Annotated in this window: 16 protein-coding genes and 1 tRNA gene; 10 read left to right on the top strand and 7 right to left on the bottom strand. The window is 41.7% G+C overall.

The window, feature by feature from the left end; translation table 11 throughout:
* Nucleotides 1-57: 57 nt before the first annotated feature.
* The 4 genes from spoIVB to glgA all read left to right on the top strand — a co-directional run bounded on the left by spoIVB (nt 58) and on the right by glgA (nt 5,261).
* A complete protein-coding gene (spoIVB, locus tag ACDD58_RS15590; RefSeq protein ID WP_118208780.1) occupies nt 58-1,284 on the top strand; it encodes a SpoIVB peptidase in 1,227 nt (408 codons plus the stop codon).
* Between the two features lie 49 nt (nt 1,285-1,333).
* Nucleotides 1,334-2,800, top strand: a complete 1,467-nt coding sequence (locus ACDD58_RS15585) for a tetratricopeptide repeat-containing diguanylate cyclase (protein WP_243102823.1) — start codon at nt 1,334-1,336, stop codon at nt 2,798-2,800.
* A 115-nt stretch (nt 2,801-2,915) separates the two neighbouring features.
* Entirely contained in the window at nt 2,916-3,710 is a 795-nt protein-coding gene (gene spo0A, locus ACDD58_RS15580; protein WP_015520632.1) for a sporulation transcription factor Spo0A, read from the top strand.
* 93 nt (nt 3,711-3,803) lie between these two features.
* Nucleotides 3,804-5,261, top strand: coding sequence for a glycogen synthase GlgA (glgA, locus tag ACDD58_RS15575; RefSeq protein WP_117918976.1), 1,458 nt, complete (start codon nt 3,804-3,806; stop codon nt 5,259-5,261).
* Here the strand turns inward: glgA and ACDD58_RS15570 are convergent.
* The 6 genes from ACDD58_RS15570 to ACDD58_RS15545 form a co-directional block, all read right to left on the bottom strand.
* A complete protein-coding gene (locus ACDD58_RS15570; protein WP_118208781.1) occupies nt 5,251-6,264 on the bottom strand; it encodes a DUF5688 family protein in 1,014 nt (337 codons plus the stop codon). The genes glgA and ACDD58_RS15570 overlap by 11 nt on opposite strands.
* Before the next feature lie 151 nt (nt 6,265-6,415).
* The gene (locus ACDD58_RS15565; protein WP_118208782.1) at nt 6,416-7,471 is read right to left on the bottom strand and encodes a PotD/PotF family extracellular solute-binding protein; all 1,056 of its coding nucleotides are present in this window, start codon (nt 7,469-7,471) and stop codon (nt 6,416-6,418) included.
* A 79-nt stretch (nt 7,472-7,550) separates the two neighbouring features.
* The gene (locus ACDD58_RS15560; RefSeq protein ID WP_118208783.1) at nt 7,551-8,318 is read right to left on the bottom strand and encodes an ABC transporter permease; all 768 of its coding nucleotides are present in this window, start codon (nt 8,316-8,318) and stop codon (nt 7,551-7,553) included.
* The gene (locus tag ACDD58_RS15555; RefSeq protein ID WP_118208784.1) at nt 8,312-9,136 is read right to left on the bottom strand and encodes an ABC transporter permease; all 825 of its coding nucleotides are present in this window, start codon (nt 9,134-9,136) and stop codon (nt 8,312-8,314) included. The genes ACDD58_RS15560 and ACDD58_RS15555 overlap by 7 nt, the downstream gene beginning before the upstream one ends.
* Nucleotides 9,129-10,202, bottom strand: coding sequence for an ABC transporter ATP-binding protein (locus ACDD58_RS15550; protein ID WP_117918966.1), 1,074 nt, complete (start codon nt 10,200-10,202; stop codon nt 9,129-9,131). Before ACDD58_RS15550 ends, ACDD58_RS15555 begins: the two co-directional genes overlap by 8 nt.
* Before the next feature lie 71 nt (nt 10,203-10,273).
* Nucleotides 10,274-10,813, bottom strand: coding sequence for a cupin domain-containing protein (locus ACDD58_RS15545; RefSeq protein ID WP_186898704.1), 540 nt, complete (start codon nt 10,811-10,813; stop codon nt 10,274-10,276).
* A 221-nt stretch (nt 10,814-11,034) separates the two neighbouring features.
* Here ACDD58_RS15545 and ACDD58_RS15540 point away from each other — a divergent pair.
* Nucleotides 11,035-11,107 (top strand) — tRNA-Thr (locus ACDD58_RS15540).
* A 117-nt stretch (nt 11,108-11,224) separates the two neighbouring features.
* Nucleotides 11,225-11,854, top strand: coding sequence for a uridine kinase (gene udk, locus ACDD58_RS15535; RefSeq protein WP_186898705.1), 630 nt, complete (start codon nt 11,225-11,227; stop codon nt 11,852-11,854).
* Here udk and ACDD58_RS15530 read toward each other — a convergent pair.
* Nucleotides 11,840-13,042, bottom strand: coding sequence for a GDSL-type esterase/lipase family protein (locus tag ACDD58_RS15530; RefSeq protein ID WP_370778308.1), 1,203 nt, complete (start codon nt 13,040-13,042; stop codon nt 11,840-11,842). The two genes, udk and ACDD58_RS15530, sit on opposite strands and share 15 nt — an antisense overlap.
* 190 nt (nt 13,043-13,232) lie before the next feature.
* On the opposite strand from ACDD58_RS15530, the gene ACDD58_RS15525 reads away from it, so the two are divergent.
* The 4 genes from ACDD58_RS15525 to argH all read left to right on the top strand — a co-directional run bounded on the left by ACDD58_RS15525 (nt 13,233) and on the right by argH (nt 17,009).
* Nucleotides 13,233-13,619 (top strand): hypothetical protein, encoded by a 387-nt coding sequence (locus ACDD58_RS15525; protein WP_117918958.1) that lies wholly within the window; start codon nt 13,233-13,235, stop codon nt 13,617-13,619.
* A gap of 80 nt (nt 13,620-13,699) precedes the next feature.
* The gene (locus ACDD58_RS15520; RefSeq protein ID WP_370778306.1) at nt 13,700-14,872 is read left to right on the top strand and encodes a glycosyltransferase; all 1,173 of its coding nucleotides are present in this window, start codon (nt 13,700-13,702) and stop codon (nt 14,870-14,872) included.
* Nucleotides 14,854-15,519, top strand: a complete 666-nt coding sequence (locus ACDD58_RS15515; RefSeq protein WP_117918954.1) for an epoxyqueuosine reductase QueH — start codon at nt 14,854-14,856, stop codon at nt 15,517-15,519. Before ACDD58_RS15520 ends, ACDD58_RS15515 begins: the two co-directional genes overlap by 19 nt.
* Before the next feature lie 104 nt (nt 15,520-15,623).
* Complete coding sequence (argH, locus tag ACDD58_RS15510) at nt 15,624-17,009, top strand: argininosuccinate lyase (RefSeq protein WP_118209024.1); 1,386 nt, start codon at nt 15,624-15,626, stop codon at nt 17,007-17,009.
* Nucleotides 17,010-17,081 lie beyond the last annotated feature (72 nt).

Genomic DNA, 17,081 nt, shown 5'->3' with positions numbered 1-17,081 from the left:
ATCAAAAACAGGATATCTTCTTTTTTTGCGAAATATGGGTAAAACAGGAGAGAAAAAATGAAAAAAATAAGTGTTTATTATAAAATTATACAAAATCTTACCTGTATGGGATTCTTTTTGACGCTGATTTTTGCTGTGAGATCATTTCAGAATGCTGTTCCGGATGAGATATATGTGAGGGCAGGAGAAACAGTATCGTATGATTTTAAAGTACCGGTCAGCATTGTATTAAAGCAGGATGGCACGGAGGTATTTGATTATCTGACAGAAGATTCAACGCTTACGTATCGTGTGAACTGTAGATTATTTGGAATTTTTCCTGTTAAGGACATCACGGTCATGCTGGTGGAGCCGGAAACCGTTTATGCAAGTGGAATGCCGGTTGGGATTTATGCAAAAACAAAGGGTGTTCTTGTAATAGGAAATGGAGAAGTTGAAAAGATAGATGGACGTGAGGTAAAACCATCAGAAAATCTTGTAAAAAGCGGGGATTATATTGTAAGTGTAAACGGAAAGGCAGTTAATGAGAAGGAAGATCTTGCAGCAGCAGTGAATGAGGCAGGTGGGGGAAAAGATGTTCTTGGAATCATGCGTGGCGAAGAATACATTGAAGTTTCCTTAGATCCGGTTAAAAGTGTCAGCGGAAAATACATGCTTGGTATCTGGGTCAGGGATGATCTTGCGGGAGTGGGTACACTTACGTATTATAAGCCGGATGGAACTTATGCGGCACTTGGACATGCGGTAAGTGACAGTGATACCGGAACGATCATGAATATGTCGGAGGGATATCTTTACCATACGGACATTGTAGGCATAAAAAAGGGAAAAGTGGGAACTCCCGGAGAACTTTCCGGTATTATCCAGTATGGAGACAATACAAAAATAGGATCGATCATGCAAAATACAGATCTTGGCATTCATGGCATCCTGAACGGAAACTTGAAGTGGTTAGAAACAGGTGAGTGCTATGAAGTGCGTTATAAACAGGATATCAGGATTGGAAGCGCATTTATTGTATCATCTGTTTCCGGGGAAAGTAAAAAGTATGAAGTAATGGTGGAAAGCGTTGATTATAAGGGGAATGATGAAAATAAAGGAATTCTGATCCGGGTTACGGATCCTGTGCTATTGGAATTGACGGGAGGAATCGTACAGGGAATGAGTGGAAGCCCGATCATACAGGATGGAAAACTGATCGGAGCAGTGACTCATGTGCTCGTGAATGATCCGACCAGGGGATATGGGATATTCGTTGAGAAAATGCTTTCCTATCATAATTAAATATGATATTATTAAAGCAAATTAACAGTTTGCATAAGTAGGTGGACACATGTATTCAGAGAGTGAAACAGAGAAATTAGCAGCAGAATATATGGAAAAAGGCCGGACTGCCTTCTTTTCAAAAGAATTAAATAAGGCAGCAGCGTTAACGCAGAATGCGATTGATATATATCGGACAGAAAAGAATTACGAACAGTACGCATATGCGCAGAATATGATGGGCGTTATCTATATTTCGCTTGGCAATGAATCAGCAGCAATGGATTGTTATCTGGAAGTACTGGAATGTTCGAAAAGACATGGCGTAACGTCAGTTCTGGCATTAGCCTATAATAACATAGGATCGAGATATCAGGAACTGCAGCAGCATGGGAAAGCGATTGATTATTTTGAAAAGTCTGCTGATGAACTTGAAAAAGTTACGGATACGGAGAATGAAAATTTTCAGATAAGATATCTGATTACACATATGAATCTGATGAAATCATATGGAGAGCTTGACAGGCTGGATGATGCATGTGAGGAGCTTGTTAAATTAGAAAAATGCAGCAAAGATGTTATGGATGGGATGTATTATTACTCGTATCTGACATTGAAATCAAGACTTTACTGGAGCATTGGAAGAAAAGAATATGTATATGAGCATCTGGACGAATTGATCAAAGGCGGCATTGATGATTCAAATGCAGCAGATTATATTGAAGACATGAGTGATTTGTGTGCATTGTTAAAGGATATGCGTGAGTTTGACAAGTGGAAGAAAGTTATTCTGGTGTTTGAACAGTATGTTAAAAAGCAGCACAGCGTTTATTATGAAATGCTGCTTACAGAAATGTGGTTAGAGTACTATAAAGAACTCGGTGACACAGAGCAATATGTGAAGCTGTGTATTCATTACGTAGAAGTGTCACAGCAGCAGAAAAAAGCGGATAATGAGGAACGTGCACGCGCGATCGATTTAAAGATTGAACTTCAGGAAAAAGAAGAACAGCGTAGACATGCAGAGATACGTTCGAATCAGGATGCGCTGACCGGACTGGGCAACCGGTACATGTTAGAGAAAGATGCTGTGGATGTGATCGGTCAGGCAATAAAGACAGGCAAAAAGATTGCGGTAGGCATACTTGACATTGATTGTTTTAAACAGCACAATGATACATATGGACATATTCAGGGGGATCGTTGTCTGCAGCTGGTTGCAGATGTATTGAAAGCAGCCGTGGCAGGATGCGGGAAGGCATACAGATATGGCGGAGATGAGTTTGTCTTAATGATCCAGAATGGCGAGGAAGATGCAATTACAGGAATTGCCCGGACGATCAAAGAAAATTTACAACAGTTACATATAGAAGATAAGGGTTCAGGCAGACAGGTGACGGTCACGATTTCCCAGGGATATGCCAGCTTTTTGCCGGACAAACAGGAGAACAGGAACAGCCTGATCGAACATGCAGATAAAGCATTGTATGAAGTAAAAGAAAATGGAAGAGATGGATTCCGTATTATTGTAGAATAATCCATATTTTATGTGTTTTTTGCGCTTGACGACTACATTCGACAAATAATCTGACCGGAAATAAGTATCATCAAATTGCAAATAATTTATGATTTTTGTCACAGGAGGGCTTGAAATGGAAAAATTAAGTGTAGCAATTGCTGATGATAATGAGATAATGTTACAGTTATTAGGAGATATTATCGAAAGTGATGACGAATTGAATGTGGTGGGGACAGCAAAAGACGGTGAGGAAGCTTATCGTGTGATAAAAACAAAAGAACCTGATATCGTACTTCTCGATATTGTGATGCCAAAGTTGGATGGACTTGGAGTACTTAGCCGTGTGAACAAGGATAAAACAATAAAAAAACACCCTGCATTTATCATGATCAGTGCGATCGGACAGGATCGTATCACGGAAGATGCGATCAATATGGGGGCATCTTATTACATTATGAAGCCATTTGACAATGATATGATCATTGACCGGATCAAACGGATCAAAAACCGCAGTGTACCGGGAATGGAAAAACGCAAGATAAACGCATATGAGAAAGCAGAACCGGTCAGTGAACGCAGTCTTGAAGCAGACGTAACGGAGATCATCCATGAGATCGGTGTTCCGGCACATATCAAAGGATATCAGTATTTAAGGGATGCTATCGTTATGTCCGTAAATGATATGGAGATGCTGAATTCTATCACAAAGATCCTTTATCCGACCATTGCAAAGAAGTATCAGACGACGTCAAGCAGAGTGGAGAGAGCAATCCGCCATGCGATTGAAGTTGCATGGAGCAGGGGGAAAATGGATACAATTGATGAGATGTTTGGCTATACGATCCACAATGGAAAGGGAAAACCGACCAATTCAGAGTTTATTGCACTGATCACGGATCGTATCAGACTGGAACATAAAATGTATTAATACTTTTCAGAAAAGCGAAAAAGAGTTATAATATTCTTTAGATTTTCAAAAGTTTATAGAAAAATAAATTTTTGGGGCTGGAGGGTTTATGACATGAAAAAAATATTATTTACGGCTTCAGAAGCTGTGCCTTTTATGAAAACCGGTGGACTTGCAGATGTAACAGGCTCATTGCCGAAATATTTTGATAAGACGAATTATGATGTAAGGGTTATTCTTCCAAAATATGTCTGCATGGATGAACGGTGGAAAGGACAGCTTCATTTTTTATGCCATTTTTATGTGAATTTAAGCTGGAGAAAACAATATGTCGGCATTTTTGAAACAACGTACGATGGAATTACCTATTATCTGGTAGACAATGAATTTTATTTTGCCGGAAATGCACCATATAATAATATTTATGAGGATGTAGAAAAGTTTGCATTTTTCTCAAAGGCAGTGTTGGAGGCATTGCCGTATCTGGATTTCTGTCCGGATGTTATACATTGTCATGACTGGCAGACAGGACTGATCCCGGTATTTTTGCGGACTTTATATGGGGATGAGGAATACTATACAGGTATAAAGACGGTATTTTCGATTCATAATCTGAAGTTTCAGGGAAGATGGAAACTGCCTGCTGTTATGGATATTACCGGATTGCCGGAGCAGATTTTTACATCGGATAAGTTAGAGTCTTACGGTGAGGCAAATTACTTAAAAGGCGGTGTGGTCTATGCAGATGCGGTCACTACCGTCAGTCCGACCTATGCCTATGAGATCACTACGCCGGAGGGAGGCGAAGGATTAGAAGGGCTTATGTATGCGTGCAGAAACAAACTTTCCGGCATATTGAATGGTCTTGACTATACTGAGTATGATCCACAGAAAGATATCTATCTGTCCAATCATTATAATGAAATGAATTATAAAGAAGGAAAAGCGCTCAACAAGGCGCGTCTGCAGAAAAATGACTCCTTACCTGTGGATGGAGATGTATTTCTGATCGGCATGGTATCGCGTATGACAGATCAGAAAGGCTTTGATCTGATCGCATATATCATGGATGAGCTGCTCAGTACGGAGCGTGTTCAGTTTGTTGTGGCGGGGACCGGGGAGGCACGCTATCAGGATATGCTGTCTTATTTCGCAGGAAAATATCCGGATAAGATGAAAGTACATATCGGATATTCAGAAGAACTCGCACATCAGATTTATGCCTCCTGTGATGCATTTTTGATGCCGTCCTTGTTTGAACCGTGTGGTTTAAGCCAGTTAATGAGTCTTCGTTATGGTACTGTTCCTATCGTACGTGAAACGGGAGGACTTAAGGATACCGTCATTCCGTACAATGAATATACAAAAGAGGGAACAGGATTTTCTTTTGCAAATTATAATGCGCACGAGATGTTAGAAACGATCCGCTATGCGATATCTGTATTTTATCAGCATAAAAACGACTGGGATATACTGGTAAAACATGGCATGAGTCAGGATTTCTCCTGGAATGCATCGGTTGTAGAGTATGAAAAACTATATGATGGTCTGATGACGAAATTTACATGGTAATACGGCTGCTTTCTCTTGAATAATAATATACATGGTCAGAGAGAATATCTTCCACAGATAGCTGGGTGGAATTGACCTCACATACCATTTCCGAAAGCTCCCGGTAGGATTCCTGTGTGGTATCCCTGGTTTTATTCCCGGATGAAAGCAGAGGATCAGATGGTAAGGAAAAAGAACTGACAGGAATGATAAGAACTTCGTGGATACTGCTTGGAAGGATGTAGAGATCACTTCTTAAGCGGTCTGCGAAGTTTTTTAACAGATCCTGATACAGAATGCAGGCAGAGCCGTTTAATTTTGTATGGTTGGAAAGCACATACATGGGAAAAGGCGCCGGCGGAGCGAGGAGAGCAGCACTGTCGTCACCGGAAAGAAGTTCTTTTAGTACGTCACTCATATTTCGAAGTTCATAATGCAAAAGATCCGGTGTGTTTTTACATGCGAGTGCATAAAGATCATCTTTTGTGATATTCCAGAAAGAAAGATGATGGTTGTGGATCAGAATCGTGGCAGAGCTCCCTGCGTGTGTGAAAGAGTCAGTGGCAGGGTTATTTTCTTCCGAAAAAGACTCGATGATATCGTCGGGATAAATACTGATCAGACAGCTGAACACGATCGCTAAATCGAGAAAGCGGAAATGGGGAACGTCAGATAACAGTGCTTTGTTGCGCTCGTAATTGATCAGCTTAAAGATAATGCGGGACTGTACTTTCTCATAGCATGTGAAAAAGGAAATGTCAACACTGTGGGAAGGCTTGTTCTGCTGATAGATCGTTTGAATTTCGGCGCAGATATCAGGAAAAGATCGGCCTTTTTCATATTCGCGGAAGTAGTCATTCAGATAAATGGTTGGTGAAATATTACAGCCCGGAGTTAAAACGGTCAGACCGTCTAAGTGGGTATTGTTATTTTTTAAAATATCCTGCAGGATAATGGAAACATCAGAACCGAATGCGTCCTGTAAAGATTGTCTGATCTGCTGTTTAAATGTCTGATATGTCATAATGACCTCCTGTAAATACAGATATGTCTGAGTTATATGAGATATACCTGTGGTGCAGGAGAAGATATTACTGCCTATAAATGGGGAAAGTCCACGCAAAAAACTGCGTGGACTTACTATATCATATACATACTACAAATGCAAGAAAAAATTATTCGGATTTTAATTTTTTCCAGAGATAACTGTAAAGAGAGATTGTAGATTCGTCAAACTGTTTGTACACAGTACAGTTATCTAAAGTTTCCTGTGGTGGAAAAATCGTGGTATCACTTAAGGTTTCATCATCTAGCGCATCAATCACGGCGAGATTGGGTGTGGCATAGCAGACATAATCAAAATTAGTCATAGCTACATCCTCGCGGCACAGAAAATCAAGAAATTTTTCGGCATTTTCCTGATTCTTGCAGCTCTTTGGCATAAACCAGGAATCGATCCATAGGTTTGAACCCTCTTTTGGAACTGTATAGGAGAGATCATCGTTTAATTCCATCGCAGTGGCAGCTTCCCCGGAATAAACCAGCGCCATTGCTGCATTGCCGGCGGCCATCTCATCAGCGGTCTCATCTACGTAGTAGGCGTAGACAAGCGGTTTTTGCCTGATCAAAAGATCTACTGCGTTATTTAGTTCCGTTTCATTTTCTGTGTTGATGTCATAATTTAACAGACGAAGAGCCGGTACAAACGAATCGCGGACAGAATTCTGCATGATAATGGAATCTTTGTACTTTTCATCCCACAGAATGTTCCAGGACGATACTTCGTCATCTGTGACCATTGTGGTATTGTAGAGGATACCAAGAGTTCCATAAAAATATGGCATGGAATAGGATGCATCCGGGTCAAAAATCCTTGCAGCATTAATGATCGACGGATCTATATTCTGGTAATAAGAAAAGTGATCAAAGTCGATTTTGTTTGCCTCTCCTTCGGAGATCAGACGTTCTACCATGTAGTCGGAAGTGCAGATTAAGTCATAACCGATGGAACCGGCTTTATATTTGGTATACATTTCTTCCGGACTTTCGTATTCCTCTAATTTGACGTGAATGCCTGTTTCCTGTTCGAACAATTTTAAAACAGAACTGTCCATATATTTTCCATAATTTAAAACAACCAGCGAATTGTCATCAGTGGTGTCTTTATTTCCACATCCTGCCATAAAAAGGGTGCTCAAAAATAATAACGGAAAAATAATATATTTTTTCATGAAAGCCTCGCGTTCTGCCGGATAATACGGCGTATCAGTAATAAAATATATTTGCAGAGATTGCCACACCAAAAAGATATCAGTTTGTCTTATCAGATCTGCGGTTCATAATAAGAAGCAGCAGAAATGCAGCAAAAAACAACAGTGTGGAAAGTGCATAAAGTTCCGGACGTACACCTTTCCGAAGTTCTGTATAGAGCATAGTAGAAAGCGTATTTACACCGGCTCCTTTCGTGAAAAAGGTGATGGAAAAATCATCCAGCGACATGGTAACTGCCATTAAAAATCCGGAAAATACACCGGATTTGATGTCAGGCCAGGTTACTTTATAAAAGGCATAAAGCGGGGAGGCACCAAGATCTAAGGCAGCTTCATATGTGTTTCTGTTTATCTGCTTTAATTTTGGAAGTACATTCAAAATTACATATGGAATATCAAATGTAATATGTGCGATGAGTACTGTCACAAATCCAAGATTTAAAAATTTTACAAAAAGCAGCATGAGGGATATTCCGGTCACAATGTCTGCGTTTAACAGCGGGATATTGGTTGCACCGAGCATCAGGGTTGTGCCACGTTTTTTCATGGCACTGATCCCGATGGCAGCAAGTGTGCCGATCAGGGTTGAGAGTACTGCGGCAGTGAATGTGATCTGAAGTGTCATGGTCAGTGCATTCATGATCGTTTCGTCTGTAAAACAGGAAGCGTACCATTTTAAAGTGAATCCACCCCATACAACTCTTGATTTGGAATTATTGAAAGACAAAATGACCAAAACAAGAATCGGAAGATATAAAAATAAAAAGATGACCGCAAGATAAATGCGGGATGCAGCCTTCTTTACCATACAGCAGTTCCTCCCTGATCTTTATCGAAGATATTCATGACCGCCATACTTGCGATGACGAAAATCATAAGTACTACGGAAAGCCCGGAACCTAAGTTCCAGTTACTTCCCTGCATAAATTCCTGTTCAATGACATTTCCGATCAAGAGCACTTTACCGCCACCGAGCAGATCGGAGATCACGAAAGATGTGAGAGCCGGAACAAAGACCATTACGATCCCACTGATGACACCAGAGAGAGTCAGCGGAAAAATAATACGGAGCAGTACGATTTTTGAATCAGCTCCTAAGTCTTTTGCAGCTTCAATGACATCCGGTTTGATGCGCACCATGGAGTTATAGATCGGCAGGATCATAAACGGCAGAAAATCGTATACCATACCGAAAACAACGGCAGTCGGTGTGTTTAACATTTTTACCGGACCGAAACCGAAGAAACCAAACAGGGCATTTACGATACCGTTGTTAGAAAGTAAAAGTCTCCAGGCAAGGATGCGCAGCATAAAGTTCATCCACATTGGAAGTACAAATAAAAATACAACGAAACTCTGATGCTTAAAATGAAAACTGTTTAGGATCATGGCGAGCGGATAGGCAAGCAGCAGGCAGACTATTGTACAGAAAAATCCGAGTTTCAGGGAAAGCAGGATGGATTTTACATGCACCGGATCTGCGATCGCTGCAATATTATCCCAGGTAAATGTACCGGAAGCGTTTGTAAAAGCATAATATAAGATAATAACGATCGGCAGCAGGATAAATCCGATCATCCATACAAGATAAGGTCCTGCTAAAAGCTGTCTGCCTAATTTACGCATCGATCTCTACAGCCTCCTCGTCCTCAGATTCCGGTTTGTTCATGATCTGGATATTAAACGGGATCACGTTGATGCCGACATGTGTGCCGACCGGATACATTTTCGTCGTGTGGACAAGCCATTCATAACCATTTGCCATGATACTGATCTCATAGTGTACACCTTTAAATATAATAGAGACAATGTCACCATCCATAAAACCGGCGCCAGGTTCCGTGATCTCAACATCTTCCGGACGGATCACGACATCAACCGGAGTATTGCATCCGAAACCTTCGTCAACACATGGAATCTTTACACCTAAAATTTCCACGACCTTATCTTTGATCATGGTTCCGTTTATAATGTTGCTGTCACCGATAAAATCAGCCACAAATGCATTGACAGGTTCGTTGTAGATCATTTCGGGGGTGCCGATCTGCTGGATGTAACCCTGATTCATAACGACAATCGTATCAGATATGGTAAGTGCTTCTTCCTGATCGTGGGTAACAAATACGAATGTAATGCCAAGCTCATTTTTCAGACGGATCAGTTCGTACTGCATGTCCTGACGGAGCTTTAGGTCGAGAGCACCGAGCGGTTCATCTAAAAGAAGAACTTTTGGCTCATTTACAATGGCACGCGCGATCGCGATACGCTGCTGCTGACCGCCGCTTAATGAGTCGATAGAGCGGTTTTCAAATCCTTCAAGATTTACCAGCTTCAAGGCGTAACGGATCTTATCATTGATATATTCTTTGCTTTTTTTCTTAATACGCAGTCCGAATGCAATATTTTCTGCAATCGACATATGCGGGAAAAGTGCGTATTTCTGGAAAACAGTATTTAAATTGCGCTCATTTGGAGGTAATGATGTGATATCTTTGCCGTCAAAAATGACACTGCCGGCATCCGGTGTCTCAAAACCGCCGATGATACGAAGGGTGGTTGTTTTTCCACAGCCGGATGGACCGAGAAGTGTGATAAATTCATTTTCACGGATATATAAATTTAAATCATCTAATACGACATGGTCGCCGTAAGATTTTGAAATACCTGTCAGATTAATTAGTTTTTTGCTCATTTGTGTTCAAAACGTTTCTTAATTGGTAGCAGAAGAAACATGATCCCTTTCTAAGTGGTTACATGATAAAATTAAAAACTCGGCGGCGTAGATACCCAGATTAAGATGGCATCGCGGTTTCCATTATTTTCCAGACGATGTTTTTTACCGGCCTGGAAATAAAAAGATTCGCCAGCGCGGACGGTATAAGCCCTTCCACCATATAGTACACGCACAGTTCCTTTTAATACATAGCCAAATTCTTCCCCTGTATGTGGCAGGTGTGTGTCGGAGGAGCCGCCGGGTTTTAAGGTAAGGCGTACCGGTTCCATACTGTTTTTCTGTGCATTTGGAATGATCCATTCGATCATTTTATTTCCATCTTCACTGATTTTTTCAAAATAGTCATCTTTTTCAAATACGATCTGTTCCGGTTCTTCGTCCGTAAAGAATTCGGCAGGTGTTGTGCCGAGACACTGTATGATATCGAGCAGTGTACCAATAGACGGAGAGTTCTGGTTACGTTCCAACTGGGAAATAAATCCCTTGGTCAGTTCGGAGCGGTCGGCGAGTTCCTGCTGTGTCAGGCCATACTGGATACGCAGTTCTTTCATACGCTTTCCGATATCCATAATAATCCTCATTTCTGCGATGTTTTATAGTAACTGTAAAAATATATGTTTTGTTTACAATAAGTAAACAAGATTATTTTATGCATTTCATAGGAAAAGTCAATAGAAAATAAAATATTGCAAAAATTTAGAAAAAAATATAAAAAAGGTATTGCATTTTTTATAATATATGTATATACTAATCGAGTGTGGCGCAAGTCAAAAGACAGTCCACATTAATTGCCAATATGGCTCAGTTGGTAGAGCAACGCATTCGTAATGCGTAGGTCGTCGGTTCGAGTCCGACTATTGGCTTATAACTTCCGGAAGTCCGGACAGATAAGAGCAAGTGGTTTCTGAAAAGTTCCGCTTGCTTTTTTTGTAATAAGAAAATTCTTTTTTATATATCAGAATGTGAAAGGAAACGGTATTATGGCAGAGAAAAATACGATTTTAATTGGAATTGCAGGAGGAACAGGAAGCGGGAAAACGACGCTGGCAGATAAAGTGGTTGACAGCTTTGGACGTGATGAAGTCAGTATTCTGCGTCATGATAATTATTATAAACGCCATGATGAGATGAGTTATGAAGACCGCTCAAAGTTAAATTATGATCATCCGGATGCATTTGATACAGAACTGTTATGTGAACATATCAAAGAGCTGAAAAAGGGCAATGCCGTGCAGATGCCGGTCTATGATTATACGGTTCACAACCGTTCCGACAGGACGATCCTTGTGGAGCCGGCACCGGTGATCGTACTTGAGGGTATTTTGATCTTTGCCGAGCCGGCCTTGTGTGAACTGATGGATATCCGTGTATTTGTAGATACGGATGCGGATGTGCGTATTCTAAGAAGGATCGTAAGAGATGTAAAAGACCGTGGACGCTCCTTAGACAGTGTCATAAATCAGTATTTAACGACTGTAAAACCGATGCATGAACAGTTTGTGGAACCGAGTAAACGCCGTGCAGATATCATAATCCCGGAGGGGGGCGAAAATGCGGTTGCATTGGAGATGCTGATCCAGAGAGTAAGAAAGCATTTAGAGGAAGCGTAAAGATACAGCATCAGCCATTGCCTTGTAACCGGCACTGCTTGGGTGAAGATGGTCGCCACTATCATAGCCTGCTTTGAATGCAGCAGGATTGGTGCTGTCACGTACGGCAAGGTCAAAATCAATGCAGCCTTCAAAGCCGTCCGCCTGGCGGATCCATTCATTGACTTTATTTTTCAGTTCTTCACGGAACGGGGCATAGGTACGCCAGCCTTCGATCGGAAGCAGTGTTCCGATATAGACAGACAATCCAAGAGAGTGTGCCTGGTCAGTGTACCATTTGAGACCGTCTATGAGTTCTTCTGCTGTTGGAAGATCGCTCATGGGACGGAACGGATTGATATCTGTTCCAACCGGGTGAATGATATCATTGATCCCCTGTTGGATAATGATAGTATCGGCACCGGCGGTCGGTATTTCATGCAAAAAGCGGTTGCTTCCTTTTAAACCGTAGGAATCATAGGTAATGCAGTCATACTGGCGCAGGATTCTGGTACCGCTTGCAGCGCGTCGGATGATGGAAGTGTGTTTTCTGCCCTCACGTCTTAAACGTAGCGTTAGTTCATCCGGCCATGCCTGTGCGGTAATGGAGTCACCATAGCAGATCACAGCATGGTTGTCGGATGATGTTAAAATATCGATATTGCTTAAAAAATAAAACCAGCTTGTCGTTTTGCTTGTATCAAGAGGAAGATCTTCTGTTAATGTCTGATCACCCAGTGAGAAAAATCCTTTCGAGAGAGGACCTGTGATCAGAACAGCGGACTGCATCAGCGTAAAGTCTGCAAAATAAAGATTGACACAAAGTGTCTGTCCTGCCTGAACCTGAAAGGAAACTTCATCGCTTACAATACGCTTGTGTGCATCAAGTGTCACAGAAGGATTGCCCCAAAAAGTAATCTGTGTTGTTGTCGATTTCTTCTGCGGGCAGGACAGATTAATTTTGGGGGCAGAATCGCTGTTGGTATTGAAGTCCGCGACGGAGACGGTTGCCTTTGTGATAGAGACAGGTTCGCTTCCACAGTAATTGTCAAAGGTAAATCTTAAAGATGTTCCGTCAAATGGCGCATAGACCGGATAGCGGAGTGTAATATCTTTTGCATAGCTTTCCGGCCGGTGTTCTGCGATTGAAACTGCATTTCCCCACATGGAACACCATGTATCAGGTTTGTTGATCGTTGTATGATTCATCGGGTTCTCCATTTCTGTCAGATAATTATTTTCGTTGTATCAGTATACATCCTTTTTGAAAGAGGGTAAAGTGAAAACTACTTGTTCTTTTTTATATAAATTGATATAATGCAGAAAGATGACGTGTTTTCCGGTAAGCAGATCATTTGACCGGATGACATTATAGCAGAAAGAGGAGAGGTATTAAGGTATGAGTGAACCTGAAAATTATGTAAAAAAAGAGGAGCCACGCGTATCCATAAAGCAGCGCAGAAAAAAGAGTATAGGGGGTATCCTTGGAACGTTATTTGCAGAGAATCAGAGTATGCTGATGCTGTTTGCAGTCATTGTTGCAGCACTTGCGGTTATTCTGGCAGGAATTATTGCTCTGCATATGCCGGTTGTTCCGGTTTGTCTGATCGTATTGTTAGAAGCAGGGATTGCCTGCTGCCTGCATGATGTACCGGTCTGGCTGCATGCGATTGCTGTGATCGCTCAGATCGTAGCAGGGGTTTTCGCCGGAGCAACTGTTTTTATGGTGCTTTGCGTGGTAGAATATTTAGTTGGAATTTTGTGCCTGCGTTATGTAAGAGAGTAAGGAATGAGAATGAAAACGGACTTTTGCTTTGGGGAGACTTTTAGCAGGAGTCCGTTTGTATTTTACGGGAGGAAAAACGGATGAAAGCACAGGAAAAGATTTTAGTATTCTGTTCCAGGGAAATCTGTTATTTGTCGGGAAACTTTTTTGCCCATCAGCTTGCAGGTGCGTTTGAAGAAGCAGGCTATGAGACGACAGTATGTGAGTTTACATCCAAAGATGATCTTGATAAGGTACTTTCTCCATTTTTTGGAAAAAAATATCGTGCAGTTTTTGACTTTAACTCTTTGCTTCCAAGACTTGCGATGGATGACGGGACACCGGTGACAGACCTGATCGATGGTCCATTTTACGATTATATTTTGGATCATCCATTATTTCATTATAACTGTCTGATGACACAGGCAAAAAATTTTCATGTAATCGTGCTGGATGAAGGACAGGCTGATTATGTCAGAAAATATCATCCAAATGTAAAGAGCGTGCATATGCTCCCGCTTGGAGCGACGGTTGCATTATTTGACGGGGAAAAAAATCCTGCGGATCGGATCCTTTTTATAGGAACTTATGATGCACCGGATAAGGTATATGATATTGTGAAAGCAGCACCGGAGCCTTTTTGCGGAATGATGAAAAGGATCATAGAAATGCGGATCGGGACGCCGGAACTTCCGATGGAGGAAGCATTTCGGGCATGTCTGAAAGAAAATGACATGGAACTTGACAGTGCGCAGTTTGCTCTTTTTATGAATACGATGTATGCATCGGATGCCTATATCAGGGATTATTTCAGGAAAGCGGCACTTGATGAGCTTTTAAAAAGAAAGATACCGGTACGGTTAGTCGGTGAGGGATGGGAAAAATATCAGACTCCCTATGAGAAATATCTGACGATCGAAAAGCCGGTTACCTTTGATCTTTCTTTTGAGAAAATTGCAAGAGACCAGATCATGCTTGATGTTTCGCCGATTTTTAACCGGGGCATCCATGACAGGGCGATCGCCGGGATGGCAAACCGTACTGTGGTGCTGACAGACGAGAATCCGTACAGGAGTTCGCATTTTAAAAACAGGGAGGATCTGATGTTTTATTCGCTGTCAGAAATAGGTTCGCTGTCGGAAGCTGCCGGAGAACTGATGGAAAATGACAGACTTCGGGAAAAGATCCGGGACAATGCATATCAGACATTCTGTACCGGGCATACCTGGAGGGCGCGGGCAGAAGAAATATTGTCATGGGAGGCAGAAAATTGAAACAGAATTATCAGAAAATGCTTGAGGAGACCATAGCGAAAAACCAGAGTGAGAACAAAGTGCCCACCCTGCTGTTACACAGTTGTTGTGCACCCTGCAGTTCTTACTGCTTAGAGTATCTGTCACAGTATTTTAAAATCACGGTTTTTTATTATAATCCGAATATTTATCCGGAAGAGGAATATTTCAAGCGTGTAAAAGAGCAGCAGCGCTTTATCGAGAGACTGCCGGCAAAATATCCGGTTTCCTTTGTGGAAGGAAATTATGATAAAGAACGTTTTTATCAGATGGCGCAGGGACTAGAGGACGTGAAAGAGGGCGGTGAGAGGTGTTTCCGCTGCTATGAACTGCGGCTCCGGGAATCGGCAGAGATTGCAAATAAACTTCATATGGATTATTTTACAACGACATTATCCATCAGTCCGCTTAAAAATGCAGAAAAATTAAATGAGATCGGGGATCGTTTATCTGAGGAATATGGGATTTCATACTTAAATTCTGATTTTAAAAAGAAAAACGGATACAAGCGTTCCGTGGAGCTTTCCGAAGAATATGGCATGTACCGCCAGTATTACTGCGGCTGTGTTTTTTCAAAAAAGGAAAGGGATGCGCAGATCGCGGCGAAGGAAGCGGAGAAGCATGCATGACAGCATGTATAGCCGGTGCATAAAAATACAACAGGGACTTGCAGGGATGCAGCACTTCATGTAGAATGAAATGTAATTATGACAACGAAAGTGAGGATTTAGATATGGCACAGTTATGGGGAGGACGTTTCACAAAGGCAACAGATCAGCTTGTATATAATTTCAATGCGTCTATCGCATTTGATCAGAAATTTTATAAACAGGATATCGAGGGCAGTATCGCACATGTAAAAATGCTTGGAAAACAGGGTATTTTAACAGAACAGGAAATGAACGATATCGTCACGACACTGCAGGAGATCAAAGAAGATGTGGAGAGCGGAAAATTAGAGATCACATCAGAATACGAAGATATTCACAGTTTTGTGGAGGCAAATTTAATCGACCGTCTCGGTGATACCGGTAAAAAGCTTCATACCGGACGCAGCCGTAATGACCAGGTGGCACTTGATATGCGTCTTTACACCAGAGACGAGGTGCTCGCAGTGGATGGACTGTTAAAAGAACTTCTGACCACGATCTTACATATTATGGAAGAAAATACAGAGACGATCATGCCGGGCTTTACCCATTTGCAGAAAGCACAGCCGATCACGCTGGCACATCATATGGGTGCTTATTTTGAAATGTTCAAGCGTGACCGTCTGCGTCTGCATGATATTTACGAGCGTATGAATTACTGCCCGCTCGGTTCCGGGGCGCTTGCCGGTACAACTTATCCGTTAGACCGCGAGTATACTGCGGAACTGCTTGGCTTTTATGGACCAACTTTAAACAGTATGGACGGCGTTTCAGACCGCGATTATCTGATCGAGTTTTTATCTGCGTGTGCAACGATCATGATGCATCTTTCCCGTTTTTCTGAGGAAGTGATCATCTGGAACTCCAACGAATATCAGTTTGTTGAAATCGATGATGCGTACAGTACCGGAAGCAGTATCATGCCACAGAAGAAAAACCCGGATATCGCAGAACTGGTTCGTGGTAAGACCGGACGTGTCTATGGTGCGCTGATGTCTTTGTTTACGACAATGAAAGGAATCCCGCTTGCATACAATAAAGATATGCAGGAAGATAAGGAGCTTTCTTTTGATGCGATGGACACAGTAAAGGGATGTGTTGCATTATTCAATGGAATGCTTGCAACCATGCGTTTTAATAAAGAAAGAATGCGTCAGTCTGCAAATCATGGATTTACAAACGCAACAGATGCAGCAGATTATCTGGTAAATCATGGCGTTCCATTCCGTGATGCACATGGAATCGTTGGTCGTATCGTACTTTACTGCCTTGATAAAAAGATTCCGATCGATGACATGAGTCTGGAAGAATTAAAAGCGATCAGTCCGGTATTCGAGGAGGACATCTATGATGCGATCTCCATGGAAACATGTGTCAATAAACGTCTGACGATTGGCGCACCTGGCAGGGAAGCAATGGAGAAAGTCATTGAAAAAGAGCGCGAATATCTGAGCAAAGAATGGATGTAACACTTTTGTACACTGACGTGTTGTTGTGACAAATGTACAAGTTTTTGCTAAAAATACAGGAAACTTTGACAA

This window comes from Roseburia sp., assembly GCF_041325975.1.
In the GTDB taxonomy this organism is placed as follows: domain Bacteria; phylum Bacillota; class Clostridia; order Lachnospirales; family Lachnospiraceae; genus Roseburia; species Roseburia rectibacter.
The sequence above is the reverse complement of the archived record's forward strand: the minus strand, read 5'-3'. Positions and strand labels throughout refer to the sequence as shown.

Bases quoted from the DNA above. Each gene is read 5' to 3' on its own strand.
- spoIVB (WP_118208780.1), top strand. From the start codon at position 58: ATGAAAAAAATAAGTGTTTATTATAAAATTATACAAAATCTTACCTGT.
- ACDD58_RS15585 (WP_243102823.1), top strand. From the start codon at position 1,334: ATGTATTCAGAGAGTGAAACAGAGAAATTAGCAGCAGAATATATGGAA.
- spo0A (WP_015520632.1), top strand. From the start codon at position 2,916: ATGGAAAAATTAAGTGTAGCAATTGCTGATGATAATGAGATAATGTTA.
- glgA (WP_117918976.1), top strand. From the start codon at position 3,804: ATGAAAAAAATATTATTTACGGCTTCAGAAGCTGTGCCTTTTATGAAA.
- ACDD58_RS15570 (WP_118208781.1), bottom strand. From the start codon at position 6,264: ATGACATATCAGACATTTAAACAGCAGATCAGACAATCTTTACAGGAC.
- ACDD58_RS15565 (WP_118208782.1), bottom strand. From the start codon at position 7,471: ATGAAAAAATATATTATTTTTCCGTTATTATTTTTGAGCACCCTTTTT.
- ACDD58_RS15560 (WP_118208783.1), bottom strand. From the start codon at position 8,318: ATGGTAAAGAAGGCTGCATCCCGCATTTATCTTGCGGTCATCTTTTTA.
- ACDD58_RS15555 (WP_118208784.1), bottom strand. From the start codon at position 9,136: ATGCGTAAATTAGGCAGACAGCTTTTAGCAGGACCTTATCTTGTATGG.
- ACDD58_RS15550 (WP_117918966.1), bottom strand. From the start codon at position 10,202: ATGAGCAAAAAACTAATTAATCTGACAGGTATTTCAAAATCTTACGGC.
- ACDD58_RS15545 (WP_186898704.1), bottom strand. From the start codon at position 10,813: ATGGATATCGGAAAGCGTATGAAAGAACTGCGTATCCAGTATGGCCTG.
- udk (WP_186898705.1), top strand. From the start codon at position 11,225: ATGGCAGAGAAAAATACGATTTTAATTGGAATTGCAGGAGGAACAGGA.
- ACDD58_RS15530 (WP_370778308.1), bottom strand. From the start codon at position 13,042: ATGAATCATACAACGATCAACAAACCTGATACATGGTGTTCCATGTGG.
- ACDD58_RS15525 (WP_117918958.1), top strand. From the start codon at position 13,233: ATGAGTGAACCTGAAAATTATGTAAAAAAAGAGGAGCCACGCGTATCC.
- ACDD58_RS15520 (WP_370778306.1), top strand. From the start codon at position 13,700: ATGAAAGCACAGGAAAAGATTTTAGTATTCTGTTCCAGGGAAATCTGT.
- ACDD58_RS15515 (WP_117918954.1), top strand. From the start codon at position 14,854: ATGGGAGGCAGAAAATTGAAACAGAATTATCAGAAAATGCTTGAGGAG.
- argH (WP_118209024.1), top strand. From the start codon at position 15,624: ATGGCACAGTTATGGGGAGGACGTTTCACAAAGGCAACAGATCAGCTT.